Source organism: Pseudomonas corni (assembly GCF_057128765.1).
The window spans coordinates 1-26,357 of record NZ_JBSKHW010000009.1 but is presented as its reverse complement, the minus strand read 5'-3'; the positions used below and the strand labels follow the sequence as shown (position 1 = coordinate 26,357).

25 protein-coding genes are annotated in these 26,357 nt (G+C 59.3%); 18 read left to right on the top strand and 7 right to left on the bottom strand.

All coding sequences use genetic code 11. From position 1 onward, the window contains the following. Positions 1-87: 87 nt before the first annotated feature. The 3 genes from mqo to ACWKV9_RS15130 all read left to right on the top strand — a co-directional run bounded on the left by mqo (position 88) and on the right by ACWKV9_RS15130 (position 3,465). On the top strand, positions 88-1,587 hold the full coding sequence (mqo, locus tag ACWKV9_RS15140; protein WP_483836933.1) for a malate dehydrogenase (quinone): 1,500 nt from the start codon (positions 88-90) through the stop codon (positions 1,585-1,587). 48 nt (positions 1,588-1,635) lie between these two features. Further along, positions 1,636-3,048: a class II fumarate hydratase gene (gene fumC, locus ACWKV9_RS15135; RefSeq protein ID WP_483836932.1), complete on the top strand. Its 1,413-nt coding sequence runs from the start codon at positions 1,636-1,638 to the stop codon at positions 3,046-3,048. A gap of 177 nt (positions 3,049-3,225) precedes the next feature. Next, entirely contained in the window at positions 3,226-3,465 is a 240-nt protein-coding gene (locus ACWKV9_RS15130; protein WP_483836931.1) for a hypothetical protein, read from the top strand. A 40-nt stretch (positions 3,466-3,505) separates the two neighbouring features. On the opposite strand, the gene ACWKV9_RS15125 is transcribed toward ACWKV9_RS15130, so the two are convergent. Beyond that, positions 3,506-4,261 carry an IclR family transcriptional regulator gene (locus ACWKV9_RS15125; protein WP_483836930.1) on the bottom strand — a complete coding sequence of 252 codons (756 nt, stop codon included), beginning with the start codon at positions 4,259-4,261 and terminating at the stop codon, positions 3,506-3,508. Positions 4,262-4,342: 81 nt separating this feature from the next. Here ACWKV9_RS15125 and ACWKV9_RS15120 point away from each other — a divergent pair, with 81 nt between their 5' ends. From ACWKV9_RS15120 to ACWKV9_RS15070, 11 genes are all read left to right on the top strand, one after another. After that, entirely contained in the window at positions 4,343-5,872 is a 1,530-nt protein-coding gene (locus ACWKV9_RS15120; protein ID WP_483836929.1) for an MFS transporter, read from the top strand. Continuing rightward, a complete protein-coding gene (locus tag ACWKV9_RS15115) occupies positions 5,869-6,900 on the top strand; it encodes an HlyD family secretion protein (RefSeq protein ID WP_483836928.1) in 1,032 nt (343 codons plus the stop codon). The genes ACWKV9_RS15120 and ACWKV9_RS15115 overlap by 4 nt, the downstream gene beginning before the upstream one ends. A 1-nt stretch (position 6,901) precedes the next feature. Then, positions 6,902-8,311 carry an efflux transporter outer membrane subunit gene (locus ACWKV9_RS15110; RefSeq protein WP_483836927.1) on the top strand — a complete coding sequence of 470 codons (1,410 nt, stop codon included), beginning with the start codon at positions 6,902-6,904 and terminating at the stop codon, positions 8,309-8,311. 149 nt (positions 8,312-8,460) lie between these two features. Next, positions 8,461-9,225 carry a glucose 1-dehydrogenase gene (locus tag ACWKV9_RS15105; RefSeq protein ID WP_483836926.1) on the top strand — a complete coding sequence of 255 codons (765 nt, stop codon included), beginning with the start codon at positions 8,461-8,463 and terminating at the stop codon, positions 9,223-9,225. Between the two features lie 77 nt (positions 9,226-9,302). Further along, the gene (locus tag ACWKV9_RS15100; RefSeq protein WP_483836925.1) at positions 9,303-9,590 is read left to right on the top strand and encodes a DUF3861 domain-containing protein; all 288 of its coding nucleotides are present in this window, start codon (positions 9,303-9,305) and stop codon (positions 9,588-9,590) included. 275 nt (positions 9,591-9,865) lie between these two features. Further along, positions 9,866-10,486, top strand: coding sequence for a glutathione S-transferase N-terminal domain-containing protein (locus ACWKV9_RS15095; RefSeq protein WP_483836924.1), 621 nt, complete (start codon positions 9,866-9,868; stop codon positions 10,484-10,486). 100 nt (positions 10,487-10,586) lie between these two features. Further along, positions 10,587-11,384, top strand: coding sequence for a 3-oxoadipate enol-lactonase (pcaD, locus tag ACWKV9_RS15090; RefSeq protein ID WP_483836923.1), 798 nt, complete (start codon positions 10,587-10,589; stop codon positions 11,382-11,384). Next, positions 11,381-12,154: an enoyl-CoA hydratase/isomerase family protein gene (locus ACWKV9_RS15085; protein WP_483836922.1), complete on the top strand. Its 774-nt coding sequence runs from the start codon at positions 11,381-11,383 to the stop codon at positions 12,152-12,154. Before pcaD ends, ACWKV9_RS15085 begins: the two co-directional genes overlap by 4 nt. Positions 12,155-12,231: 77 nt before the next feature. After that, positions 12,232-12,918: an SDR family NAD(P)-dependent oxidoreductase gene (locus ACWKV9_RS15080; protein WP_483836921.1), complete on the top strand. Its 687-nt coding sequence runs from the start codon at positions 12,232-12,234 to the stop codon at positions 12,916-12,918. A gap of 48 nt (positions 12,919-12,966) precedes the next feature. Beyond that, a complete protein-coding gene (locus tag ACWKV9_RS15075) occupies positions 12,967-14,337 on the top strand; it encodes an MFS transporter (protein WP_483836920.1) in 1,371 nt (456 codons plus the stop codon). A gap of 125 nt (positions 14,338-14,462) precedes the next feature. Next, a complete protein-coding gene (locus ACWKV9_RS15070) occupies positions 14,463-15,119 on the top strand; it encodes a hypothetical protein (RefSeq protein WP_483836919.1) in 657 nt (218 codons plus the stop codon). On the opposite strand, the gene ACWKV9_RS15065 is transcribed toward ACWKV9_RS15070, so the two are convergent. From ACWKV9_RS15065 to ACWKV9_RS15040, 6 genes are all read right to left on the bottom strand, one after another. Then, on the bottom strand, positions 15,113-16,045 hold the full coding sequence (locus ACWKV9_RS15065) for a LysR family transcriptional regulator (protein ID WP_483836918.1): 933 nt from the start codon (positions 16,043-16,045) through the stop codon (positions 15,113-15,115). The genes ACWKV9_RS15070 and ACWKV9_RS15065 overlap by 7 nt on opposite strands. A 101-nt stretch (positions 16,046-16,146) precedes the next feature. Next, on the bottom strand, positions 16,147-18,069 hold the full coding sequence (locus ACWKV9_RS15060; protein ID WP_483836917.1) for a flavin-containing monooxygenase: 1,923 nt from the start codon (positions 18,067-18,069) through the stop codon (positions 16,147-16,149). 50 nt (positions 18,070-18,119) lie between these two features. Then, the gene (locus tag ACWKV9_RS15055; protein ID WP_483836916.1) at positions 18,120-19,037 is read right to left on the bottom strand and encodes an alpha/beta hydrolase; all 918 of its coding nucleotides are present in this window, start codon (positions 19,035-19,037) and stop codon (positions 18,120-18,122) included. Between the two features lie 12 nt (positions 19,038-19,049). Then, a complete protein-coding gene (locus tag ACWKV9_RS15050; protein ID WP_483836915.1) occupies positions 19,050-19,925 on the bottom strand; it encodes a dioxygenase family protein in 876 nt (291 codons plus the stop codon). Positions 19,926-19,965: 40 nt separating this feature from the next. Continuing rightward, entirely contained in the window at positions 19,966-21,033 is a 1,068-nt protein-coding gene (locus tag ACWKV9_RS15045; RefSeq protein WP_483836914.1) for a maleylacetate reductase, read from the bottom strand. A 146-nt stretch (positions 21,034-21,179) separates the two neighbouring features. Then, positions 21,180-22,103, bottom strand: a complete 924-nt coding sequence (locus ACWKV9_RS15040) for a LysR family transcriptional regulator (protein ID WP_483836913.1) — start codon at positions 22,101-22,103, stop codon at positions 21,180-21,182. Between the two features lie 331 nt (positions 22,104-22,434). Here ACWKV9_RS15040 and ACWKV9_RS15035 point away from each other — a divergent pair, with 331 nt between their 5' ends. The 4 genes from ACWKV9_RS15035 (at position 22,435) to ACWKV9_RS15020 (ending at position 25,970) form a co-directional block, all read left to right on the top strand. Beyond that, the gene (locus ACWKV9_RS15035; protein WP_483836912.1) at positions 22,435-22,914 is read left to right on the top strand and encodes a GlcG/HbpS family heme-binding protein; all 480 of its coding nucleotides are present in this window, start codon (positions 22,435-22,437) and stop codon (positions 22,912-22,914) included. 115 nt (positions 22,915-23,029) lie between these two features. Further along, positions 23,030-23,800, top strand: coding sequence for a class I SAM-dependent methyltransferase (locus tag ACWKV9_RS15030; RefSeq protein WP_483836911.1), 771 nt, complete (start codon positions 23,030-23,032; stop codon positions 23,798-23,800). 55 nt (positions 23,801-23,855) lie between these two features. Further along, positions 23,856-25,091 (top strand): MFS transporter, encoded by a 1,236-nt coding sequence (locus tag ACWKV9_RS15025; RefSeq protein ID WP_483836910.1) that lies wholly within the window; start codon positions 23,856-23,858, stop codon positions 25,089-25,091. Between the two features lie 108 nt (positions 25,092-25,199). After that, entirely contained in the window at positions 25,200-25,970 is a 771-nt protein-coding gene (locus ACWKV9_RS15020; RefSeq protein ID WP_483836909.1) for an SDR family NAD(P)-dependent oxidoreductase, read from the top strand. Positions 25,971-26,357 lie beyond the last annotated feature (387 nt).

Sequence of the window (26,357 nt, the reverse complement as noted above, 5' to 3'; positions counted from 1 at the left end):
CGACCCAAATAGCACAGCTGTTCAATCGCCCTGGCAGCGGCTTGCCTAACGTGTCAGCAACATCACCCCGCCCACCAGAAGGGAGTCATGAACATGACCGTAATGCCTGAACGAACCGATGTCCTGCTGATCGGTGCCGGCATCATGAGCGCCACCCTGGGCACTGTGCTCAAGGAACTCGACCCCTCGCTGAGCATGGCCATGTGCGAAACCCTCGAGGATTGCGCCATGGAAAGCTCTCAGGCCTGGAACAACGCCGGGACCGGCCATGCGGCCAATTGCGAGATGAACTACACCCCGCAATTGCCCGATGGCAGCATCGATATCACCAAGGCCCTTGAGGTCAATACTGAATTCGATCTGTCCCGGCAACTGTGGTCGTTTCTGGTCGGCAAAGGTGCGATTCCGGACCCGCGCGCCTTCATTCACCCCTGCCCGCACATGAGCGCCGTCTGGGGCCAGGAGAACGTCGAGTTCCTGCGCGCCCGCTTCAAGGCCATGTCTGCGCACCATTGCTATCGCGGCATGGAGTACAGCGAGGACCGCGAAGTCATCGCCAATTGGGCACCGCTGATCATGGAAGGTCGCCCTGCCGACCAGCCGGTGGCCGCCACCCGTATCGTCACCGGAACGGATGTCGATTACGGCGCACTGACCCATTTGCTGGTTGATCAATTGAAAGCCCAGCCAGGGTTTTCCGTGCATTACAAACACCACGTCACCGATCTGGTGCGCGAGGCAGACGGCCGCTGGAGGGTCACTATCGAGGACACCCTGGTCCACAGCAAACAGAGCATTTCAGCGAAATTCGTGTTTATCGGTGCGGGCGGCGCTTCGATTACTTTGCTGCAAAAATCGGGCATCCCGGAGGGTCATGGCTATGGCGGATTTCCCGTCAGCGGTATCTGGCTGCGCTGCGACGCCGAAGAGGTCAGCGCCCGGCATCAGGCCAAGGTCTACGGCAAGGCGGCGCACGGTTCACCGCCCATGTCAGTGCCCCATCTCGACACCCGGATTATCGATGGCAAACGCTCGCTGTTGTTCGGGCCGTATGCGGGATTCTCCAGCAAGTTTCTCAAACATGGGTCGCTGACCGATCTGTTTGCCTCGATCAAGCCCGGCAACGTGCTGCCTCTGCTGGCGGTGGCGCGAGACGACTGGCAACTGAGCGAATACCTGATCGGCCAGGTGTTGCAGACTTCAGCCAGCCAGTTCGCGATGCTGCGTGAGTTTTTCCCCACCGCCCAGCGCCACCAATGGCGGGAGGCCGTCGCCGGACAACGGGTGCAGATCATCCGGCCGGACAAGGAGCGCACCGGCGTGCTGGAGTTCGGCACCGAATTGATCGGCGCCCAAGACAACTCCATCGTTGCGTTGCTCGGCGCCTCCCCCGGCGCATCCACCGCCGCCTACATCGCGGTTGAAGTGCTGCACAAATGCTTCGCCGCCCAGCTGACGGACGAAAGCTGGATGTCCAGGCTCAAGGTGCTTTTCCCCACCTATGGAATTGACCTCAAGCACGACGCCGAAGCCTGCCGCGCAACGCGGGCCGAGACGGCGCAAGTGCTCAAGCTGGAAAACGTCTGAGCCCGATGCAGGACGCCCTGAAAGACGCTTACCTAACAGGAGACGAAGATGACAGACGTTCGTATCGAACATGACAGCCTGGGGCCGGTCAGTGTGCCGGCCGATAAGCTCTGGGGTGCGCAGACGCAACGGTCGCTGGAGCACTTCAGCATCGGTAGCGACCTGATGCCGCGAGAAATGATCACCGCCTACGCGACCCTCAAAAAAGCCGCAGCGCTGGCCAACCACACTGGCAAACGCCTGGACGAAGAGCCCTGCCAACTCATCGTTCAGGTCTGCGACGAGATACTTGCCGGTGAGCACCGGGACATGTTTCCGCTGCACGTCTGGATGACCGGCAGCGGCACTCAATTCAACATGAACGTCAATGAGGTGATTTCCAACCGTTGCTGCCAACTGGCGGGCACGGAACTGGGCAGCAAGGCGCCGGTGCATCCCAACGATCATGTGAACATGGCGCAGTCGTCCAACGACAGCTTCCCTTCGGCGATGTGCATAGCAGCGGCGGTTAACGTGAGTGAGCGCCTGATGCCCGCCGTCACGGCCCTGCGTGATGCGATCGGTGCCAAGGCAAGGGCCTGGAAAGACATCGTCAAGATTGGTCGCACACACATGCAGGACGCCACGCCGCTGACCCTCGGCCAGGAGTGGTCGGGCTACGCTGGCATGCTGTCGGATGATCTGGAGCGCATCGATTACGCGCTCAAGGGCGTTTATCAGCTGGCGCTGGGGGGCACGGCCGTCGGCACGGGGATCAACTCGGCCCCCGGTTTCGCTGAAACGGCGGCGGCCAATATCGCGCAGTTGACCGGCCTGCCCTTCATCACCGCGCCCAACAAGTTCGCCGTTCAGGGCGCCCACGACGCACTGGTGCAGCTCTCGGGTACGCTGCGCACGCTAGCGGTTTCGCTGTACAAGATCGCCAACGACATCCGCCTGATGGCCTGCGGCCCACGGGCAGGCTTTGCCGAGCTGATCATCCCGGAAAACGAACCGGGCTCATCCATCATGCCGGGCAAGGTCAATCCGACGCAGTGCGAGGCACTGACCATGCTGGCGGTACAGGTCATGGCCAACGATGTCGCGGTGGGTTTCGGTGGCGCTGGCGGGTATCTGGAAATGAACGTCTACAAGCCCCTGATCATCTTCAACGTCACCCACTCGATCACCTTGATGACCGATGGCTGCGTTAACTTCAGGCGGTTTCTGATTGAGGGCACCGAGCCCAATCTGAAGAAAATCCAGCAGAGCGTCGAACGATCGCTGATGCTGGTCACGGCCCTGGCGCCGGTGATCGGCTACGACAAGGCGTCGCAGATCGCCCATCACGCCATGGACAACGACCTGACGCTCAAGGCTGCGGCGCTGCAACTGGGGTTTGTAGACGAAGCGCAATTTGACCGTATCGTCGATCCTCGAAAGATGGTGTCGCCCTACGTTGCCGAGGGCAGTGGGTCTTGATGCAGCAGGCTTGATGCAGCAGGCTTGATTCCGGCAGCCGGAAACTGCCACGATCACTGCGCGACGGTCCCTCCCTTTTGCGCAGAACCATTGAGATCGCGACACAATCGGATATTTGGCGCACCGTGTCCGCACAAGCCCCTAACGCATCACGACTCACCTGAATCCGGACGCCACATGACACCCAACGCAGAGTTCTACAACCCTTCCACCGAATACGCCGACAAGCTGATTTCGCGCATTGGCCAGACGCCTTCTTGGATTGCCAAACGTATCGGCGTCACCGACAAACGCATCCGCTACATTCTCGAAGGCGAAAGGACCGTCAAGGGCGAAACCACGCCCATCCAGATGACGTACACCGAACAGTTCGCCCTTGAGTGCCTGGCCGCAGAGGCCAAGGCGCTGAAGAAATAACGCCTTCCCGTTATCGCCTGCCAAGTGAGCTGCGCCGCCTTCAGACAATGCTGCGCATGGCGTCAGTCAGGTCTCGCTGGCAGGTGGTCAGCGCGGCCTTGATGCTGTCGATCGACTCTTCCATTCGCCATACCGGCCCCACCACATCAATCGCGTACTGGCCCTGGGGTGTCTGCAGCCCGACGGCAATCGCGCCGACGCCCAAGGTGTGCTCGTCGAAGTCGAAGGCGAATCCGTCCTGTCTGATCTGTTCAAGCTGGACCAGCAACTGCGCAAGCGTCGGCGTCTTGGGCGTCAGGCGTTCGAGCTCGCTGCCGAGCATGGTCAACATCGCCTCTTCACGCATCGTCGAGAGCAGGATCTTGCCCCCCGCCGTGGCATAGATGCTCAGAAAATTACCCGCCACCGGGGCGACCCGTAACGCATTCGGCGACACCACCGAGTGCAGGATCAGGACCTCGGCCCCGCTCGCCCCGATCAATACCGCCGTCTCACCGGTGACTCGCGATAACTCCTCCAGGTACGGCCGGGCTTTTTGCGTGATGTCGATATGGCTATGTGACGCCAGACGCATTAACGCAGGGCCCAGGCAAACGCCGCCCGGCCCGTGGACTTCCAAAAGCTCTTCCTGAGCCAGCGCGTCGACCATCCGCTGAACGGTAGAACGCGGTAATCCACTCTTTTTAGCGATGGCTCCGAGGCTCAAACCCGTGGGTTCGTCCTCCAGTGTTCGCAGGATCGCTGCCGCGCGGGCGATGACCCCGACGCCGCTTCGATCAGATTCAGCACTCGTCATGGCATTGTCCAGAGTATTGATAGTTGGTACAGTGTACCGCATATCAGGTTATCTATCTTTTGCAGCAACAGGAATTCTCCATTGTCAGCACCCATTTCTCCCCCTGCTTCGGCACCTTTTGGCTTGCGCTTGGCCATTGGTCTGGTCGGCGTTCTGCTCGCCGCACTGACCTCCGGCATCAACGACCGGGTCACCGAAACCGTGCTGGTGGATATTCTAGGTATTTTCGGCCTGAGTCACGACCAAGGTACGTGGATCAGCACCGCCTATGCCGCCGCCGAAGTCAGCGCCATGCTGTTGTCGCCCTGGCTGGCGATGACCTTCTCGATTCGCCGCTACGCCATTGTGGTCACGTGCGCCTTCACCGCGTTCGGCATCCTCATCCCGTTCGCACCTAATTTCGAAAGCCTGGTCACCCTACGCGTGCTGCAAGGTCTGGCGGGGGGCGCTTTGCCGCCGCTGCTAATGACCGCTGCCCTGCGCTTCCTGCCCTGGCATGCCAAACTCTATGGACTGTCGGCCTACGCGCTGACAGCAACCTTCGGGCCGAACCTCGCCACGCCACTGGCTGCACTGTGGACCGAGGGCGGCGATTGGCGAATGGTGTTCTGGCAAATCGTGCCGTCCTGCCTGATCGGTGCAGGGTTTATCGCGTACGGCCTGCCGCAGGATCCGCTACGCCTGGAGCGCTTCAAACAGGCGGACTGGCGCGGAGCACTGCTTGGGGTCAGCGGAATTTCGATGCTGGTGGTGGCCCTGACCCAAGGCGAGCGCCTCGACTGGCTCAACTCTCCTCTGATTGCCTTCATGTTGCTGGGCGCTGTTACCACGTTGCCGCTGTTTTTGCTCAACGAATGGTTCCACCCGCTCCCCTTGTTCAAATTGCAGTTGCTGGAACGGCGCAATTTCGCCTACGGCATCGTCACCCTCTGCCTGTTCCTGGTGCTGTCACTGGCCGGCGGTGCCATCCCCTCCGCTTACCTGACAGAAATCCAGGGTTATCGGTATCTGCAAACCATGCCAACAGCGTTGATGATTGCCGTCCCCCAACTGGTCCTGGCGCCGTTGGTGGCGTTTGTGATCAATCGTAACTGGGTGGATTCGCGCTACGTCATCGGCGCCGGATTAGCGTTGATGGCCATCGCCTGCGTCGGCGGATCGATGCTGACCAGCGGGTGGGTTCGCGAAGACTTCTACGCACTGCAGATCCTTCATGCGTTTGCCCAGCCGATGATCGTGGTACCGCTGCTGATGAACGCCACTGGTGTCATCGCGCCCATGGAGGGGCCGTTTGCCTCCTCGATGGTCAACACCATGCGCGGGCTGTTTTCAGTGGTCGGCGCTTCAGCGCTGGAAAACCTGATTACTCATCGCGAGCATCTGCACTCCAACACCCTGCTCGACAGCCTGGGCGCAGGTCATCAGGCCCTCAGCCCGCTGTTCCAGAATCAAACCCTCGCGTCCGTTTCGGAACGCGTTCAGCGACAAGCCTTCGTGCTGAGCTTCAGCGACGCCTACCTGGCGCTGCTGGGCGTTATCGCCGTTCTGCTTATCGTTCTACTGACCGTGCCCAAACGCGCCTATCCACCGCAACCTCCGGTATCGCCATGAAACAACATAGAACCGCCATCAGCCTGGTATGCACGGCTGTCGTTATCTGCGCCGTCTACACCGGCTATCGAATCCTCTCGACCAGCGCTATTCAAAGCACTGATGACGCTTATGTCAGGGCCGACTCAGTGCTGATTTCCGCACGCCTGCCAGGGCAGATCACTAAAGTGCTGGTGGAGGACAACCAATCAGTCAAGGCCGGTCAAGCACTGGCAGAACTCGATGATCGGGATTTTGTAGTCGCTCAGGCATCCGCCGCTGCCACCGTGTCGGCGGCCAAGGCACAGCTGTTGAATCTGCAGGCGAGCATCGAACGCCAGGCAGCGGTTATCGAGCAGACGGCGGCAACCACTCGCGCCACGGCCGCCTCCCTGAAGTTTGCGCAGTCCAACGAACAGCGCTACCTGAACCTGTCAAACGCCGGCGCGGGCACCCAGCAGGAACACCAGAAAGCCGAGGCCGATTTGCAGGGCTGGCAAGCCTCCCGCGACCGCGATGAAGCCTCCCGGGTTGCCGCGACCAAAACCCTGGACGTGCTCAAGGCGCAGCTAGAAGTGGCCAAAGCAGAATTGTCCAAGGATCAGGCGGCGTTGAATCAGGCTGACCTGAACGTTTCCTACACCAAAATCACTGCACCGCAGGATGGCATGGTCGGTCAGCGTTCAGTGCGCGTCGGTGCCTATGTCTCGCAAGGGCAACCGCTGATGGCCGTGGTACCACTGCACCAGGCATTTGTGGTGGCCAACTTCCGTGAAACCCAACTGGCGCATATGGTGCCGCACCAGGAAGTAGAGCTGCATGTCGACAGCATTCCGGATCACAGTTTCAAAGGACACATCGAAAGCGTCGCGCCAGCCACTGGCGTGTCCTTCTCCGAGATTGCCCCGGATAACGCAACCGGTAACTTCACCAAAGTCGTGCAGCGAATCCCGGTGAAAATCATCTTCGAGCAGGATCAGACCGACCTTGATCTATTGCGCATTGGCATGTCGGTGGTCGCGACCATCGATACCACCAAGGGGCATTGAGATGAAGCGCACTCTATTGTTCATGGCCATGGCCGCCTTGGGCGCATGCTCTGTCGGCCCGGACTTTCAGGCGCCGCGCCCTGATCTCCCCGCGACCTGGCAAGGCGCTGTGCAACCAGGCGCGACCCTGGCAGGCAAAATCGACAGCCAGTGGTGGCAGCAGTTGGGAGACGCACAGCTGACGGCACTGGTAGGGCGCGCAGCAGAAGCCAACCTTGACGTGCGCACGGCCAGCAACAGCCTTGAGCAAAGCAGGCTGATGCGTCAGGTCACCGGCAGTGAGCAGTTGCCCGGCATCAGTGCCAATGGCGCTTACAAACGTGCGCGCAACAGTTCGGTTGGCATCCTCGATGAGTCCAACCTTGAGGGCAATGCGCCATTCGAATTGTGGAGCAGCGCCGTCGATGCCAGTTGGGAAGTCGACCTCTGGGGCCATGTACGCCGCAGTGTCGAGGCCGCTGACGCCGACGTCGAGCTGACCCGTGCGCAACGTGACGGTGTGCTGCTAAGCATCAGCGCCGAAACAGCATCGGACTACATTCGTTTGCGCGGTGTACAGGCGAAGCTGGCAGTCGCTCGGCAAAACCTGGAAATCGCCCGGCAGAGTTATCAGTTGACCAAGACCCGTTTTGACAATGGCGTCACCACCAACCTCGACACGGCCAACTCGGCGGCGCAGGTGGCAACCATTGAAGCTGTGCTGCCCGTGCTGGGCGCGCAGCAGGAGCGCTTGATCAACGCCCTGAGTTTCTTGCTAGGCGAGGCGCCTCGTGCCCTGCATGCAGAACTGATCGAACCCAAAGCCATTCCGAACCCGGCGCCTGACGTCCCGGTCGGCCTGCCTTCGGAGCTGGCCCAGCGCCGCCCGGACATTCAACAAAGCGAGGCCGCGCTGCACCGCGCGACCGCCGCCATCGGTGTAGCACAGGCCGATTTCTACCCACGTATCAGCCTGGGCGCGAGTATCGGATCGCAAGCTCTGGACGGTTCCAATTTCGGTAACTGGAATTCTCGCGCGTGGTCCTACGGCCCAAGCTTTTATCTGCCTATATTCCAGGGTGGCCGTTTGACCGGCACTCTGGAACTGCGCAAGCGCCAGGAGCAGGAAGCGGCGATCAATTATCAGCGGACCGTGCTGGGCGCCTGGCATGAAGTCGACAATGCGATGACCGACTACGCGGCCGAAAAACAGCACTACACCGCGCTGGACGAGGCCGTGCGCCAAAACACCATCGCCCTGAGCACCGCGCGGGATCGCTACAGCCAGGGCGCCGTGGACTTCATCAACGTACTGGGCGTGCAGCGGGCATTGCTGGCTACGCAAAGTGATCTGGTCGACAGCGCAACGCAAGCTGCGCTCGATCGCGTGCAACTGTATCGGGCGCTGGGCGGTGGTTGGCCCAAGGGCTGAATTGCACAGGTGCTGATTGCCATAAATGAACAGGATTTACTGGCAGAACATAACGCGTCGAGGACCGAAATCAGTTTCTCGTCGCCAGGTTTCACGACGGCTGCGCGCATCTGATTCACCTCTCCAACACATCAAAGGGTTGAGCGAACATGAATGACGAGCTTCTTGATTTCACCGGCCAGGTCATCCTGATCACGGGCGGCAGCACCGGCATAGGCCGCGCCACCGCACTGGCATTCGCCAGACGCGGCGCGAAAGTGGTGGTAGGCGATGTCAGCGATCAGGGCCAGGAAACCATCGACCTGATCAATACAGAAGGCGGCGACGGGCTTTTTGTAAAAACCAACGTCGCTGACGCCTCGCAGGTTCGCGCACTGGTGGACATCACCGTACAGACTTATGGCGGCTTGCATTGCGCCTTCAACAACGCGGGGATTCTGCCGCCTACCCTGCCATTGGCAGAACAGGACGAAGCGGTATACGACCGTGTGATGGCGGTGGACGTGCGCGGAGTATTTCTGTGCCTGAAATATCAGATCCAGCACATGTTGAAAGCCGGAGGCGGCGTCATCGTTAACACTGCCTCGGTGGCCGGCATCATCGCGGATGCCGGAATGGCGCCCTACGTTGCCGCCAAACATGCCGTCATCGGCCTGACGAAAGCAGCAGCCATTGACTACGCCAAATCGGGAATTCGCGTGAACGCTCTGGCTCCTGGCCTGGTGGAAACGCCCATGACCGAGCGCTGGTTGGCTGATCCTGCCATGCGTGACGATTTACTGGCTGCACCGTTGATGGGGCGTGCAGGTAAACCGGAAGAGCTGGCCAATACAGTGCTTTACTTGTGCTCGCCCATGGCAACCTTTGCCACCGGGCAGGTATTCATTATCGATGGCGGACAAACCAGTCACTGATGATTCGTTCAGCCATATGCAATAGGCTGAGAACAGGTGCCAGGATCGCGATCGTTTAAATCAGGAGGGATGGTCACATGAAGCAGCATCGTTATCGCGTTCAGATTGAACACCTTGAAGACACCAAAGGCCAACCGGTTTCACGGGATCCGTTGAGCTTTGAGGTTGGCAACCATGACGACATGTTCCACATCGTTGAACTCATGCGTGCGCGAGGGGATTTCGACCCCGACACGTCGACTTCTCTTGCGATTGGCCTGAAGCTGTTCAGCGAAGTGATGCTGGAACACAAGGACCACCCGCTATTCGAGGAATTCAGGCCTCATTTCGTCCAGTTCATGAAGCACCTGAAAAGCAAAAAGTAAAAATGACGTCCGTGTCTACAGCGCGTCCCTGACTGCCTGATTGCCGTTACTGCGTGCGCTGTCTGCTCGGTTGCTGTCAGCACAAACTCGTCAGCTGCGACGAGGCACTCCACTTATCCCGCACCCGCCCCCGCCCCCGCTCAAAAATCCCCGTTTTGCATAAAGTGCAAACCTGCTAGTCAGGAAGCACGATTGCGCAGCCCGCAGGCAGTTGCCAACATCACTCCACAAACCTGCTGCCTCACGCAGCACTATAAAAAAGACTGGAGACGGAATTGAACAACCTACCCGTTTTGCTCGGATCCAAGCCAAGCCCCTATGTTCGAAAAGTGCGGGTCGCCCTGGCAGAAAAAAACATGGCCTATCAGTTCGAGGAAGTGGATGTGATTGATCCAGACTCGACGGTGTACACCCGCAATCCCCTCGGCAAGATTCCGTGTCTGATGACATCGGATCTCGAACCCTTTTACGACTCCTCGGTCATTGTCGATTATCTCGAAGCGATTTCGCCGACGCCTGCTCTGTTCCCGGCAGACGCTGTGTCACGGGTGCAGGTCAAGCGCATCGAAGCACTGGCTGACGGCGTGCTCGACGCCGGCATTCTAATGCGCTGGGAAAATGTCCAGCGTCCCGAGGGCGCCCGGGATCCTGCCTGGATCACTCGCCAGACAAAGAAACTCAACAACGGCGTTCAGGCGCTTGGCAGAGAGCTGGGCAATCGCCAACATTTCATCGGTGACACGCTGACGTTCGCAGACTTGACGGTAGGCGTCACCTTGGGCTGGCTCGCCTTTCGCTTCCCGGATCATTCCTGGCCGATCGACTTTCCAGGGCTGAGGCACCTCCTTGATCGTCTTGAGGCACGCGAATCTTTTGCCAGCACACGTCCTTGCTAGACAGCACCTGAGCCGGCCCTGCCTTCGCCGGTCCCTAAAGCGGCCTGGTCGTGTTTGGCGACCAACGCCTTACTTACTCTTCAGTGCGAACTCTTAAACCATGCCGATATTCCACTCGAAAAACATCACTACGTTTTACGACTTGCACAGTGAAGCGGGTCCCGACGCCCCCGTTCTGATGCTCTCCAACTCGCTGGGCACAACGCTGGATATGTGGCGCGGGCAGGTAGACGCGCTTGGCAGTCAGTTTCGCATCCTGCGCTACGACACACGCGGGCACGGCCAGTCCAGTGCGCCGCAGGGGCCCTACTCGCTGGACGATCTGGGCGAAGACGTGACCGCGTTGCTCGATCATCTTCAACTGGAGCGAGTGCATTTCTGCGGCTTGTCGCTGGGCGGATTCGTCGCACAATGGCTAGCGGTGCACGCGCCAAAGCGTCTGCACAGTGTCGGGATCTGCAATATCGCGGCCGTTACCGCGTCTCCTGTTTTCTGGCATGACCGCGCCAACCTGGTTTTGCGCGACGGCATGCAGGCCATCGTTGACGGGGTCATGGCGCGCTTCTTTTCCCCGCATTTCGCCCAGACGTCCCCTGCTGCTGTTCAAGCCATTCATCAGGGTTTTGTACTGACTCCGCCAGTGGGTTATGCCGGCGCGTGCGCGGCAATCGAACTTGCGAATTTCCGGGAAACCCTGCCAGGGGTTCACGTTCCAACACTGGTGATCGGCGGCGCGCTGGACCAGGCTGCACCGCCGGAAGGAGTGATGGAAGTGGCAACGCTCATACCCGGCGCGCGCTACTTGGAGATCGAAGCCGCGCACATCTCGAACGTTGAAAATCCGGCCGCATTCAATGCAGCCCTCGCCGGTTTTTTACAGGGGAACGCGAAGCCATGAGCCAGTTCAGCGAGTATTCGGAGCGTTTCGAATGCATCAAAATGCGCCGCGAAGACGGCATCCTCGAAGTGCGCTTCCATACCAACGGAACGCCGTTTCAATGGGGGCTGGGCCCACACCGCGAGTTCGAGCAGGCCTTTCTCGAGATTTCCCGGGATTGGGACAACGAAGTCGTCATTCTCACCGGCACCGGGGATGCGTTCTGCGGGCCCGCACTGCCGCCAGGCGGCCATCGCCATGTCAAGGAGCCGCTGACCCCGCAGCAATGGGACGGCATTTACTGGGAGGGTAAACACCTCTTGGGGAACCTGCTGAACATAGAAGTCCCGGTCATCGCCGCCGTCAATGGTCCGACTACCCGCCATGCCGAGATTCCCCTGTTAAGCGACATCGTTATCGCCTCCGACACCGCCACCTTCCAGGATTCGGCTCACGTGAACGGCGGCCTGGTCCCGGGGGATGGTGTGCACATAGTGTTCCCAGCGCTATTGGGGCTGAACCGTGGCCGTTACTTTCTGCTGACGGGTCAGGTACTGGATGCCCAACAGGCGCTGGACTACGGCTTGATCAGCGAAGTTCTCGCGCCCGAGCTGGTATTGCCTAGGGCCTGGGCGTTGGCGCGCCAGTTACTGCAGCGCCCTCGCCTGATCCGGCGATACGCTCGCGTCCTGCTGACCCACGACATCAAGCGCAAGATGCACGAGTTGCTTGGCTACGGTCTCGCGCTTGAAGGCCTCGGGGCGTGCATGGCCAAAGAACAAACGCCCTGAGTCTGAAATGCGGATGGCATGCCAAGGCATTGCTCCTTAGCGGCCGTAGAAAAAATAAATATATAGGAGAGCGCAAAATGAAGACTGCCATCGTGACCGGCGCAACGGGTGGCATCGGCCGCTCAGTGGTCCAGCGGTTTGCAGCGGATGGGTACAGTGTTGTGCAAATCGACTACAACAACCCGGATAACCTGCCTGATCTTGTCGAAATGGATCTGCGCAATCCGGATATCGAGGAACGCTTCGATGCGTTATTGGCCTCGTATCCTGAATCCGTAATCCTGGTCAATTGCGCCGGCTGGTATCAGCCTCAAGACTTGTTCGATATCGACGTGAACGGTTTTGACAGTAACTTCAATGTCAATGTCAGAGCGGTGTTTCTCGCCAGTCGTGCGTTCGCCAGACATCTCAAACAGCGGGAAATACCTGGCGCGATTGTCAACGTCAGCTCGGTCTCGGGACGGATCGGCAGTACGGTAGTCGATTACGCAGCGTCCAAAGCAGCAATCGAGAACCTTACCAAAAGCCTGGCCAAGGCATTGGCAGGCACTTCGATCCGCGTTAATGCGGTTTCCCCGGGCATTGTCGACACTCCCATGGGCCGGCGCATTCCCCCGCACGTGCTGGATGAGCGCATCAAGACCATTCCGTTACGCCGCATCGCTACGTCAGTCGATGTTGCAAATGTCATCGCCTTCCTCGCCTCTGACCAGGCGGCCTACGTCAACGGCCAGACGCTGGCGGTGTGCGGCGGCATGACGTAATGAACTAACCGACCCGTCTCTCACAATAATAAGTAGCGAGGTCATTCAATGACCTTGCTCGGTACGAGACCATACAATATGAATAACATGGTTGACTGGTATAAAACGGGTACGCCGAAGGAACGTCGAACATTCTGGGCATGCTTTTCAGGATGGGCGCTGGATACTTTCGATCTTCAAGTATTTAACTTCATCATGCCCAGCTTGATGCTGGCCCTTCATCTTAGTAAATCCGATGCTGGATCCATTGCAACTGCTGCCCTGTTGTCTTCTGCTGTTGGAGGATGGGTCGGTGGCATATTAAGTGATCGATATGGCCGTGTTCGCATGCTGGCAATCACGATCATCTGGTTTACGGTGATGGGGATCGTTGCGGGCTTTGCGCAAACATATGGCCAACTGCTCTTTTGCCGTGCCTTGCAAGGTATCGGCTTTGGTGCCGAATGGGCGATTGGCGCAGCCTTGATGGCTGAGGTCATTGCCCCGAAGAATAGGGGCAAGGCACTGGGCCTGGTGCAAAGCGGTTATTCCATTGGCCTTGCATTGGCGTCCGTAGTGACCATGGGGATCGTTGCTTTTTTTCCCGCTGACACGGCATGGCGTTTTGCGTTCTGGTTCAGTGTGATCCCCGCCGCGCTGGTGCTGTGGATCGTTCGCGGTGTCGCCGAACCTGAACTGTTCACCCAAATGCGCGGGGTGAGGTCGAAAACAACCCCGGTGCGCATCGGCGCCATCTTCCAGCGTGGTGTGTTGCGCAGCACTTTATTGGCCAGCATCCTGCTGTGTGGTTTGCAATCGGCAAGTTATTCGCTCGTTTCCTGGATGCCGACGTTATTGATCCAGTCACGCGCCATGACCCCCCACGATGTGGTTACTGCCACCATCATTGTCAGCCTGGGAGCATTCGCAGGGTTTGCAGGGTGCGCTTACGCGTGCGATCGGTTCGGACGTCGCCCTTGCCTGATCTCGTTCAGTGTCGCCAGCATGATCCTGACAGCGCTTTATACGATGATGCCCACTGACCCGCTGGTATTTCTGGCTTTGGGTTTCCCCATTGGATTTACCGTCAACGGCATGTTCGCCGCTGTGGGTCCCTACCTCAGTGAGCAGTTTCCGACCGAGGTCAGGGCCGCCGGGATGGGCTTCACTTACAACTTCGGCAAGTTGGTGGGCGCTTTTTCGGTAATGCTGGTGGCTATTCTCGCAAACTACACTTCGCTGAACTGGGCCATTGAAGTGCTCTGCGCAACTGGCTATGTAGTGGCGATCATTGCGTTGTTATTCATGCCGGAAACACGTGGCCGCGAGCTCGACAAACCCCTTTCACCACAGGGCCATCCCGTCGTCAGTGACGCTCCACAATCTCATCGCGACGGCATCAGATATTCAGAAGAGAACGTAGTTAAGTCAGGTCAGTGAGACTAAATACAATGAAAGACATTGCTGACCCACTTGGAAAGCCAATGCAAACCCTTGTGGGCGACGCCTCTGAATCAAGTTCCCCATCTCAATAACTTCCCCGATAACAAAAAAGGCTATTGGCTATGAACCCATTGCAACGGATGACTCTCGGCGCGCTACCCCTGTTGATGAGTTTAACGGCCTGTACCAGTAACGCCTCCGAGCAGTCGCTCACTGTGCTGAACTTCACAGACCAGCCCTCGGTAACCGGGCCTTGTACAGCCTCATCCAACCCCACTCTTGTCTTGCGTCGTGATCTTGTACCGACGCCTGGCCTGCCAGAAGGTCTTATCGAATGCTCGACAGATGCCGCCGCACCGCTACGCACTGAAGGGGTAGCAGGCACCTATCGTTCCATCGGCAAACGCCTGCTCGCCAAGGATGTTCCCGGTGCCCAGGCGGTCACTGCACAAGGCGCCATTGACTACGAACTCATCGTGCTGTCCAACGCGGTTGCGGGCCGTGATGCCGAATACAACGAATGGTACGAACACACTCATCTGCCGGACGTATTACGCAACCCAGGCTTCGTTTCGGCCCAGCGTTTCAAGCTGCAGACCACCTTCTCAGCCAGTGGCTATGTTCTGCCGACTTACGCTGTGCGCTATACACTTCGCAGCGTGGATATCGATGCGACGATCACCGAGATCAATCGAAGACTTTCGACCGGCATCACAAGATGGAACGACGCCTTCGACTCCAAATCCCTGGTAGGCCGCTATTACGAAGTGCGTCAGTGAAGCACTATGCCGCGATCAAGCAGGCGTTGATCCCATTGCGGTACTTCGCCGATGCGCTCGATCAGAAAGTCGATCAGTGTTCGCACCCGCAAAGCCCGTCGCTGGGTTTCGGGGTACACGGCAGCGAAATCAAAAGAAGACAGGCGATAGTCGGTAAGGATCGGTACCAGGCGCCCGCTGATGAAATCGTCGCTGGCAATCAGGGTTGGCAGGCAAGTGATACCCGCACTGCTTAATGCGTAATCGCGCAACAAGTGGATGGAACTTGAGCGCATCTGCCCGTGTAGCGTCAGCTCGACGCACTCGTCCCCGCGAGAAAATTGCCAGCGATTGCGCGACGGATAAGAACTGAACAAAGCGACGCGATGATCCTTGAGGTGCACAGGATGCTCCGGAATGCCTTGGTCACTCAGATACTGCGGTGATGCACAGAAGACCCGATGCAAAGTAAACAGCTTGCGCACTACCAAGCGCTCGGCGTGTGGCGGGAACATCTGGAAGGCGATGTCGAAGCCTTCCTCGATCGGCTCGACCACGCGATCGGTGACCACCACATCAAGCTCGATCTCAGGGTACATCGCAGTGAAATCCGCCAGCATCGGACCCATGTGGTCGATTGCAAATCCTTGCAGTACTTGTAAGCGCAATTGACCGGTGAGGTTGGAACGCTGATGGCGCATTTTCTCGGTCAGGCCGTGAAAGCCCGCGACCATGTCGGCGCATTCCTGAAAATACGCTTCGCCAATGTCCGATAGACGCACATGACGGGTGCTACGGTGGAACAGCGGCGAATTGATGAACGTCTCGAGCTGCTGCACACGGTGGGTGATGACTGAACGGGTCACGCCCAACTGCTCGGCAGCCTTGGCGAAGCTGCCGGTCTGCGCCACGCGCACGAATGCTTCTGTACTGAGTAGACGATCCATGATCTCTCTCTTCTTGTAGTTATCGGCGGCCTCATCGGGTCGATCAGGCACAGCCGCCGTTGCATGGTAAGGCTGTGCCTGTGTTGCCGCCAGCGCAGCGGTCAGGAAAGATGGTAGTCGGTGGGCTCGACCTCATGGGTCCGGTGCCAGAACTCTACGGCGTTGAAAGGGAAGTTCTGCGTGACCCGCCCTTTGCTGTTCTTGTACCAGCTGTTGACCTTGGAGAAGCCCCAGGCGCGCAGCAGGTTGGCCTGGTCGATACGCTGGTTATAGGTTTCGAACACCGGCTCTTTGACCTGCATGCTCTGGTGCCCGCCTTCGAGCAGTAGCCTCACTGCATCGACGATGTATTTAGCGGTCAACTCCGAAAACTGAATGATGGTGCTGTACACCACCAGGCTGGTATTAGGCCCGTACATGCAGAACATGTTGGGAAATTCAGGCACCGTCATGCCCAGATAGGCGCGCGCGTCGTCACCCTTCCACACGTCGTGCAGGTTCACGCCGCCACGTCCGGTTATGTTGATCGGCATGAGGAACCTGGAGGCATGAAACCCGGTGCCATAAACGATCAGGTCGAACTCGTGCTCGGTGCCGTCTATACAGCAGATCCCCTTGGGCGTGATGGCCTCGATAGGCTGGCGAATCATGCTGACGTTGTCGCGCTTGAGCGTCGAGATCCAGGTGCCGTTGTCGCGCACGATGCGCTTGCCACCTACGGGCGAGTCAGGCACCAACACGTCTCGCAAATCCGGTCGGTCGGCGAACTGCGGATCCATCCAGGCACTGATATCCTGGCGCAGTTGCTCGTTGCGTGCCGACACCGCGACTTCGGTCGGTGGATAATCGACATCCACCATCACGTCTTCCAGGAAGCCGACACCCTGCGGCATCGCCATGGCTACCCGGTTCCACAGGCTGTAATGGGGCAGATTGGCAAGCAGCCACTTGCAGCTGTCGGAGTTCTTACCATGCAGATCAGGGGTCGGCAGCAGCCAGTTGGTGGTGCGCGCAAACACCTTCAGATCGGCAGCTGTCCCGGCGAGCTGAGGAATGAACTGGGTCGCGCTGGCCCCCGTGCCGATCACCCCGACACGCTTGCCGCTCCAGTCGATGCTGTGGTCCCACTGCGCCGAGTGAAAGGTCGGCCCTTCGAACGTGTCGATACCGGGAATTGCCGGAATCATCGGCCGATTCAATTGCCCTACGGCAAACACCACGACGTTGCTGTCTACCCGGACCTGCCCGGCGCTGTTACGACACAGCAGCTGCCAGCGCTGCGTTGCTTCATCCCAATGGGCATCGCTGACTTCTGTGTTGAACTGGATATGCTCGTACAGACCTTTTTCCCGGGCCACCGCCTGCATGTAGGCGAAGACCTGCGGCGCGGGCGCAAAACAGTCGTCCCAGATATGCCGTGCAAAAGAGAAACTATAGAAAAAGCTATGGATGTCGACGCGGCAACCGGGGTAAGTGTTCTCCCGCCATGTGCCCCCGACATCATCGCCTTTTTCGTAGACTACAAAGGGCACACCGGCCTGCTTGAAGCGAAGGGCGGCGATCATGCCGCTCTCACCCGCACCGATGATGACAACCTTGAAGTCACGGTTAGGGGCAATATGGTCCTTATGCCAGCGCGGGGTACGCAGGTCTTCCTCGGCGGTGACGGCTTCCTCGGCGATCAGTGGCAGATACGGTTCAATGACCGGCCCCATCAACCAAGTGCCCAACGTGTGCAACTGGTCGCTGGTAGGCCTTCCGGGCACACGCCGACCGCTGTCACGAAAAGCCACTAGGCGCTGCAGGCAGAATTCGCGAACCTGGGCTTCTGTTTCAGGGGCCATGCCGCTGACCGCCACGCCCATGGCGACCACGGGTTTCCAGGCGGGATCCAGTGCTGAGAGGTCGCCAGTGAGGTGTGCGACCGTCATCAGCAAGGTGGGAATATCGGCACCCTGCAGGTGGTCGCGCAGGGTTTCATCATCACAATCGATGGAGGGTACAGTGGTATTGAAGGCGCTCATGGTAAACCTCTTGTTCTTTTTGTCAGGAGTCGTTGATCGTCAGCGAGGGGTCAAACGGGCGATAAAAAAGGTTCGATCTGCTCGTGCAGCCAGTCCAGCGCATCGCCGCTGGCACGCAGCAAAGGCATGGTCACGAAGCCGTGCATCTGCCCACTGAAACAGCGCTCGACCACCGTGATACCGGCTTGCGTAAGGCGGTCGGCGTAAGCCTGGCCTTCGTCACGCAGCACATCGAACTGCGCGGTCAGTACGACCGCCGGTGGCACGCCGCGCAGGTCCGTGGCGGCGAGCGGCGAGGCATCGGCTTGTTGACGCTGGCTGGCATCGGCCAGGTAGTGATCCCAGAACCAGCGCATGCCTTCGCGGGTCAGCAGCAATTGACGTTGCGGGTCCTGATAGGCCGGGCCGTCGAGATCCGCCTGGGTGACCGGGTAGATCAGCACTTGCAAGGTCCAGTGCAACTGACCCAGCCGAGCCGCGCGTTGGGCGAACACCGCAGCGAGGTTGCCGCCAGCGCTATCGCCGGCGACGATCAGCGTGCCCTCGGCACCGCCAGCAAGTTGTGCGCGGCGATCCACCAGCCACTGCGCCGCGCGCTCGACATCATCAATGGCCGCCGGAAACGGAAACTCGGGGGCCAGGCGATACTCGACCAGCACCACAGTGCACTGAGTACGCTGCGCCAATTGGCGAGCGAAATAGTCGAAATCATTGATGCCGCCGAGGACCCAGCCACCGCCGTGCAGGTACAGAATGGCGCCACGGACCGAGGCGCCTGGGCTCAGCACCCGCAGACGCGCTCCTCCCAGTTGCACATCCTCGACGCGGTGCATGGTCGGCCCTTGCTCCACAGGTCGCATCTGCGCCATGACCTCGCGGGCCTCTGGCGGATCCATCAAATGAAACGGCTTCAAACCGGTTTCGGCCAACTGTGCCAACAGCCGGGCAGACTCGATATCGAGTGTCATAGCGTTGCCCTCCTACGCCGTGGCTTCCAGAACGAAGTCGAAATTCGCCAAGTGGAAATCGGTGCCGATATCGAACCCGTTCGCCAGTGGGTCGCTGGCTTCACGTGGCTGATAGACCACTCGTAGGGAGTCTTTGACACCGAACACCGCGTCCGAATCGATATAGGGATCGTCGTCATTGAACACATGCGTCACCAGACGCTTGTGGCCCGGGGCATCGAGCATGAAATGCAGGTGCGCGGGGCGCCACGGATGCCGCCCGGTCGCGTCAAGCAACTGACCCACGGGGCCATCGGTAGGAATCGGATAACTGACCGGGACTACGCTGCGGATTGCATAGCGCCCTTGTGCGTCTGTGTGATAACGACCGCGCAGGTTGCCGTGCGGCTGGGTAACGTCCTGCCCCGAGTACTGGCCGTTTTCGGCGGTCTGCCAGACATCCAGGGTGGCGCCCACCAGCGGCTTGCCGGCGGTGTCGCGAACATGGCCGGTGATCAACGAAGCGCTACCGGGAATCAGCGCCATGTTTTCACCGTATTGGCGATCCGGCATGCCGGCGATATAGAACGGTCCGAACACCGTACTCTCGGTCGCCTCGGCGCCGTTGCGGTGCTCAACGGCATCGACCAGCATCGACAGCCCCAGCACATCGGAAAGCAGGATGAATTCCTGGCGCACCACGTCGTCGCATTTCTGCCCGGTGGCGGTGAGGAACCGTATCGCCTGGAACCACTCGGCCTCGCTGAGCTGCACTTCGCTGGCAAACTGGTGAAGATGCCCTACCAGTTTCTGCAGTAAAAATCGTAAGCGCGCATCAGGTGTATGGGCAAAACTGTTGACGGCCCGGGCAGTGATCTCACGCTCGGAAGCTAAATCTGCGTTAGTCATTTTTATATTCTCTGGCAATGGTGGATCAGCGCAAACACCCTCAGGCCGGGGCGTGCCCATTCAACGCGCGGGTCAGCAAAGACTCAATGGCATCCTGCTCGAACGACCTCGGGTTGTAGTAAGGACTGGCGCAGGCGATGCGCGCAGCTTCGGCAGGGCCATGTTCGGGGAAGCCGACATCGGCCAGGGCCAAGGGGATGCCCAGACGCCGATTAAGGGCGTACAGCAGCGGCCCGACGTCGTCTGCCTGATCACCACCCAGAGCCCGCGCTGCACGGCGCAACGGCTCGGCCGCGGCTTCGCGGTTGTAGTGCGCGGCATGGGGCAGAACGATGGCGTGGGCCTGAGCGTGCGGCAGATTGAAAGTGCCGCCCAGGGTGTGGCAGAGCTTGTGGTGGATCGCCATGCCGACCGAACCCAGGCAGATACCGGCCAGCCACGCCCCTTGTAAAGCCTGACTGCGAGCTTCGACGTTGTGTGGGTCATCCACGATCCTGGGCAGTGACTGGGCCAGTGCGCGGATCGACTCTTCGGCCATCAACGAGATCACCGGATTGGCGTCTTCTGCATACAGCGCTTCAATGGCGTGGGCCATGGCGTTCATGCCTGAGCAGGCCGACATCGCGACCGGCAGCGTCAGGGTCAGTTGCGGATCGTAGATCACTGTCTTTGGCAGCACCCGCGGATCGCGTCCAGTTTTCTTCAGGCGGTTTTCGGTCAGGCCGTAGATCGGCGTCATTTCCGATCCGGCATAGGTAGTGGGCACGGCCAGAATCGGCAAACCGCTCTCCATGGCGATGGCCTTGCCCAGGCCGATGGTCGAACCGCCGCCCACCGCCACGCAGCAATCCGCTTCGCGACGCACGGCCTCTTGGCGGGCGGCCTGAGCAGTTTCAAGTGGGACGTGCATCACCGCTCTGGAATACACGCCGGAACTGCGATCACCCAGCAGACGGGCGACCTGCTCGCCAAGTTCCTGTTGCTCAGGGGTGGTAAGGATCAGGGCACGACGGGCACCAAGCCGCTGAATTTCGTCGCTCAGACTGGAGAGTTTGCCCGCACCGAAAACTACCCGCGTCGGCGTGCCTTGGTAAATAAAGGAATGCATCGTTCTGGCCTTTTATTTTTGTGTTGAGTGGCCAGACGTTAAGGTGCCCCCCCTTGCCTCACAAGGCCATTCTCGGCGAAATGACTGTTTGCGAAACGCGAACAACGCGACCGCTTACGCTTCAGACGCAACATCCGGTGCAGCAGTTACAACGGATCGGCACTGAGCAGCATGTTGTCCCGCTCTTCCATCACCAGTTCGCGCAATATCCGTGACACTTCGCGCACGGCAAGGCTTGCCGGTACGAATGATGTAGTGGCCAGTACCATCGACCTTGCGATGGAAGGTTCGGCAATGGGTACTCCGGACAACTCACCATTGGCCAGCTTCTTGCGGACGGAGAAATAAGGAAGGATGGCCAGACACTGTCCTTGTCCGAGCAATTCCAGCAGGGCCATGAACGAGCTGATTTCGATGACCACGTTGAGATCAATGCCCCGCTGCTCAGCCTGACGGGCCAGAGTGACGCGCAGGTTATTGGGCAACGGTGGCAATGCCAACGGATGACGTGCCATTTTTTCGAAGGCAATGGGCGCTTCGTGAGCAGCCAACACACCTGGGCCAGCTACCAGCCAAGAGTCGACTGGTGCGAGGAAATCTCTTCCGACCCGGGTCGATCTGCCGTATTGGAAGATGATTGCCAAATCGATGGAACCGTCCGCCAGCATCTCGTCCAACTGGCTGCTATAACCCTCCGACACACTGAGTGTGACGCGCGGATAACGCTCCGCGACCCGTGCGTAAAGCTGCGGTACCAGTAATGGTGCCAGCGCGGGCATCATCCCGATTCTGACCACGCCGGTGGGTACGCCTGCCATGCCTGCAGAGTCACGCTGCAGCCGTTCGACCCCGGACAGAATCGCCTTCGCGTGGGGAAGAACGCACTCTCCCAGCGGTGTCAGGATGACGCCGCGGCCATTACGAAAAAACAGTTTGCCCCCGCATTCCGTTTCCAGTTGCGCCAATTGTCGGCTGACTGTCGAGTTAGTCAGCTCCAGGGCCAATGAGGCACGCGTCAAGCTGCCCAGCTCGGATAACTTCAAGAAGATCGTCAGTGCCCTGGTGTCCATCCGAGGCCACTCCCGTTTTGAATTAAGCCGTCGAGTAAAAGTGTGCGATTCAGACTGTTGTAAAAACTTGCTCCATTGTCCTATGCGTAAAGCGAACACGCCAATGAATGATTGTCCGATCTAGCGGCGACACCGATCCACAGCTGATCACACAGTCACTCTGCGAGGCGTGGAGAATCGCCCCATTCCTCAGGCATCTCCCTTTCCCAGACAAATTGGCGGGTAATCTATCGATAATCTCGACGCTAATCCGCTGGATATTGGAAACAACGAAAGCCGCAGCCTTGAGAGAATGCCAGCACCTGGATTATTTCCTCTATGCGAGCGCAGCATGACATCGAAAAAAAATTGGCCGGTCTTCGCATTCTCGTTTCTCGTTCCCTGTTTTGCGTTTGCTCAATCTTCGGCGACGAAGCCCCTCATTACACTGGAATCCGCAAAAGCTGTGATTTCGTCTGCTGCGCAGTCAGCTCCAAAGGGGCATCCGCCCTTGGTGATCTGCGTGGTGGATGACGGCGGGCAGCTGATTTATCTGGAGCGAGCTGACGGGATCGCCAGCGGAATGGTTCAGGCCGCTATCGGCAAAGCGCGAGCAGCGGCGCTTTATGGGTATTCAACCAAAATGCTTGAGCAGCAAATCGTTCAAGGGCACCCGGGCTTTCAGAATCTGCCGGACATGTTACCCGTAGAGGGGGGCATTCCTGTTGTGGTTAACGGCCAATTGGCAGGTGCCGTCGGTGTAGCAGGAGGGGCATCGCCCGACGATGGCGCGTTGGCGGAAAAAACAGCCTCGGCCCTCGCCGCCTTTTAAGTCTGATCGTTAGTTTTTGAAAAAGACCTGACGACAACAACTGACAGCCGATCAGCTTCTGTGAATTTGCCGCATAATGCGCCGGCCACTTTTTTAACGAAGAAGATCGCCGACAATGTCAGTCATTCATACAGCTGCTCAGGTGGGATTTTCGACGCAAGCGGGCGCCTACACCCAGGGTCGCCCGGATTATCCGCAAGCACTCGACCTTTGGCTGCGGCACACATTGGGCGTCGATGCTGAGGCTTGCGTGGTAGATCTGGGGGCGGGAACCGGCAAGTTCACCCGATTGCTCACGCCGTTGACCCGGCACCTGACCGCTGTAGAGCCGGTGCAAGCCATGCGCGAGGAATTCGAAAAGGCTTTCCCCGACACCACCATCGTCGACGGCACCGCCCAATCGCTGCCCCTTGCCGCTGCAAGCGCTGACGCTGTGGTCTGCGCACAGGCGTTCCACTGGTTTGCCGACGAGGCCGCACTGGCCGAGATTCATCGCGTTCTCAAGCCCGGTGGTCGCCTTGGTCTGATCTGGAACGTGCGTGACGAGTCTGTCGACTGGGTCGCCGAGATCACCCGCATCATCACCCCCTTTGAGGGCGACACCCCGCGCTTTCACACCGGCAACTGGCGCGTGCCTTTCAACGGCGATTGTTTCGCGCAGCCTGAACTGAGCACCTTCCGCTATACCCACTCAGGCAATGCCGAGACCGTGATCATGAACCGATTCCTTTCGGTGAGCTTTATTGCCGCACTGCCCCCCGCTGAAAAAGCCATCGTCACACGGCAACTGCGCGAGCTGATTGCCACCCACCCTGCCCTGAGCGGTCGCGAGACTATCGAGTTTCCGTACCAGACTCAGGCCTATCTTTGCCGTCGACTGGATTGAGAGAGAGATTAAACCGTCGAGATCCTTACCTGCCAATTCCTGCCCGAGCCCATTGATGACTTCCGACGTACCCGTTTTGACGCCCTTCAGCCGTTATCAGAAATTCGTCGTCGGCCTTCTGGCCACCTTGCAGTTCGCCGTCATCATCGACTTCATGCTCATGGCGCCGCTGGGCGCGATGATCATGCCGGCGCTGAGCATGTCGGCCCGTCAGTTCGGCCTGGTGGTCAGCGCCTATGCCTTCAGCGCAGGGCTGTCCGGTCTGCTCACCGCAGGTTTCGCCGATCGCTTCGATCGCAAAAAGCTGCTGCTGTTTTTCTACACTGGCTTCGTCATCGGCACGCTCTGGTGCGGCCTGGCCGACAGCTTTGAGACCCTGCTGCTGGCACGGGTGGTCACTGGCATCTTCGCCGGGGTGATCGGCTCCATCGTCCTGGCCATCGCCGCCGATTTGTTCGCACCACAATCGCGCGGCCGCGTCATGGGTGTGATCCAGACAGCCTTCGCCGCCAGCCAGGTGCTCGGCCTGCCGGTGGGGCTGTTTCTGGCCAATCACTGGGGCTGGCATGCACCCTTTTTGTTGTTGGCAGCCATGGGCGCCGCCGGCGGATTGGTGATTGTGATGGCGATGCGTCCAGTGGTCGACCATCTGGCGACCCGCCAGGAACACACCGCCTTCAGACATCTGTTCACCACGCTGGCAACGCGTCGCCACTGGGCTGCCTTCGCCGCCACTGCGCTGCTGACCACTGGCGGCTATATGCTGATGCCGTTCGGCAGCGCCTTCACCGTCAATAATCTGGGCATCGATATTGCCAGCTTGCCTACGGTGTATCTGCTCACCGGACTGTGCACGATTGTGACCGGGCCTTTGATAGGCCGGGCCAGCGATGCTTTCGGCAAGTTGCCGGTGTTCTACCTCGGCAGCGCGCTGACCATCATCATGGTGACCATTTACACGCATCTGTCCGACGTGCCGTTGCCTTGGGTCATCGTGGTAAATGCTGTGTTGTTCGTGGGCATTTTCTCCAGGCTGATCCCCTTCCAGGCCATGGTCGCGGGAGTTCCGGAGGCCTCCCATCGCGGCGCGTTCAACGCCGTCAGCGCGGCAATTCAACAGTTGTCAGGCGGCTTTGCCTCGCTGCTGGCCGGGCACATCGTAGTGATCGGTGCCGACGGCAAATTGCAGCACTTCGACGTGGTCGGGTATTGCCTGGTCGCCACCACCCTTGTGGCCTGTTATCTGGTGTGGCGGGTTCAGCGTGGTCTACTGACGCGAACCCGAGGCTGAGGATGCATTAGCCAGGGACATCAGGGGCTGCAGTGCGACGGTGCAGACCGCCACGTGCGCAGATTCGAGCGCCTGCCATACTGCGATCACTCTTTTGCGAGGTGTCTTATGAGTCTGATTCCTGATCTGCCCGGCAACGCCAGCGTATTGATCTGCGGGGCCAGCCAGGGTATCGGCCTGGCATTGTGTGAACTGTTATTGAAGCGCGATGACGTCGGCCAGTTATGGGCCGCTTCGCGTCAGGCCAGCACATCGAATGAGCTTTCAAGGCTCGCCCGGCAATATGGCCCGCGACTGACGCTGATCGATTGCGACGTACGCCAGGAGCCTGCGCTTGCGGCCCTCGCCCAAGAAATCAGCGCCACGTGCGAGCACCTGCATCTGGTCATCAGCACCCTGGGCATCCTGCATCAGGACGGCGCTCGGGCGGAAAAAGGTCTGACGCAACTGGACCTGGCCAGCCTTCAGGCAAGCTTCTCAACCAATACCTTTGCCCCCGTGCTGTTGCTCAAATACCTGTTGCCGCTACTGCGCAAGCAACCGTCGACCTTCGCGGCACTGTCGGCCAGGGTGGGGTCCATCGGTGACAACCGTCTTGGCGGTTGGTACAGCTATCGAGCGAGCAAGGCGGCGCTTAATCAACTGCTGCACACCGCCAGCATCGAACTCAAGCGCCTGAACCCTGCTTCCACCGTGCTGACGCTACACCCCGGCACCACCGACACGCAGCTGTCGCAACCTTTTCAGGCCAATGTGCCAGCCGAGCAACTGTTCACCCCCGCCTTCGCTGCGCAATGCATCATCGACCTGGTCGGCCGTCACGGCCCGGCAGACACCGGCACTTTCTGGGCGTGGGACGACCAGCCTATTGCGTGGTGATTGGGTGAATTTGCGAATTACTGATTCAACACAGATTCAGTGGGAGCGGACTTGTCACGAAGGCTATGGGTCAGGCGCTGAAGCTGCGTTGAACATCCCGACCTCTTCGCGGACAGGTCCGCTCCCACACTGGATGCGCAGCGCCCCTGAAATTCAGATCTGACGCGATATCTGTAGGAGCGCGCTTGCCCGCGATATAGGCCGGTACATCCGACGCATCTTCAGCGCCTTGCAGATTGCTTTCGCGGGCAAGCGCGCTCCTACAACAGGTCTGGGCGTTACCGAAATAGAGGTCTGACACAGATCCGCTCCCACACCGGATGCGCATCGCCGCTGAAATTCAGTTCTGACGCGAGATCTGTAGGAGCGCGCTTGCCCGCGATATAG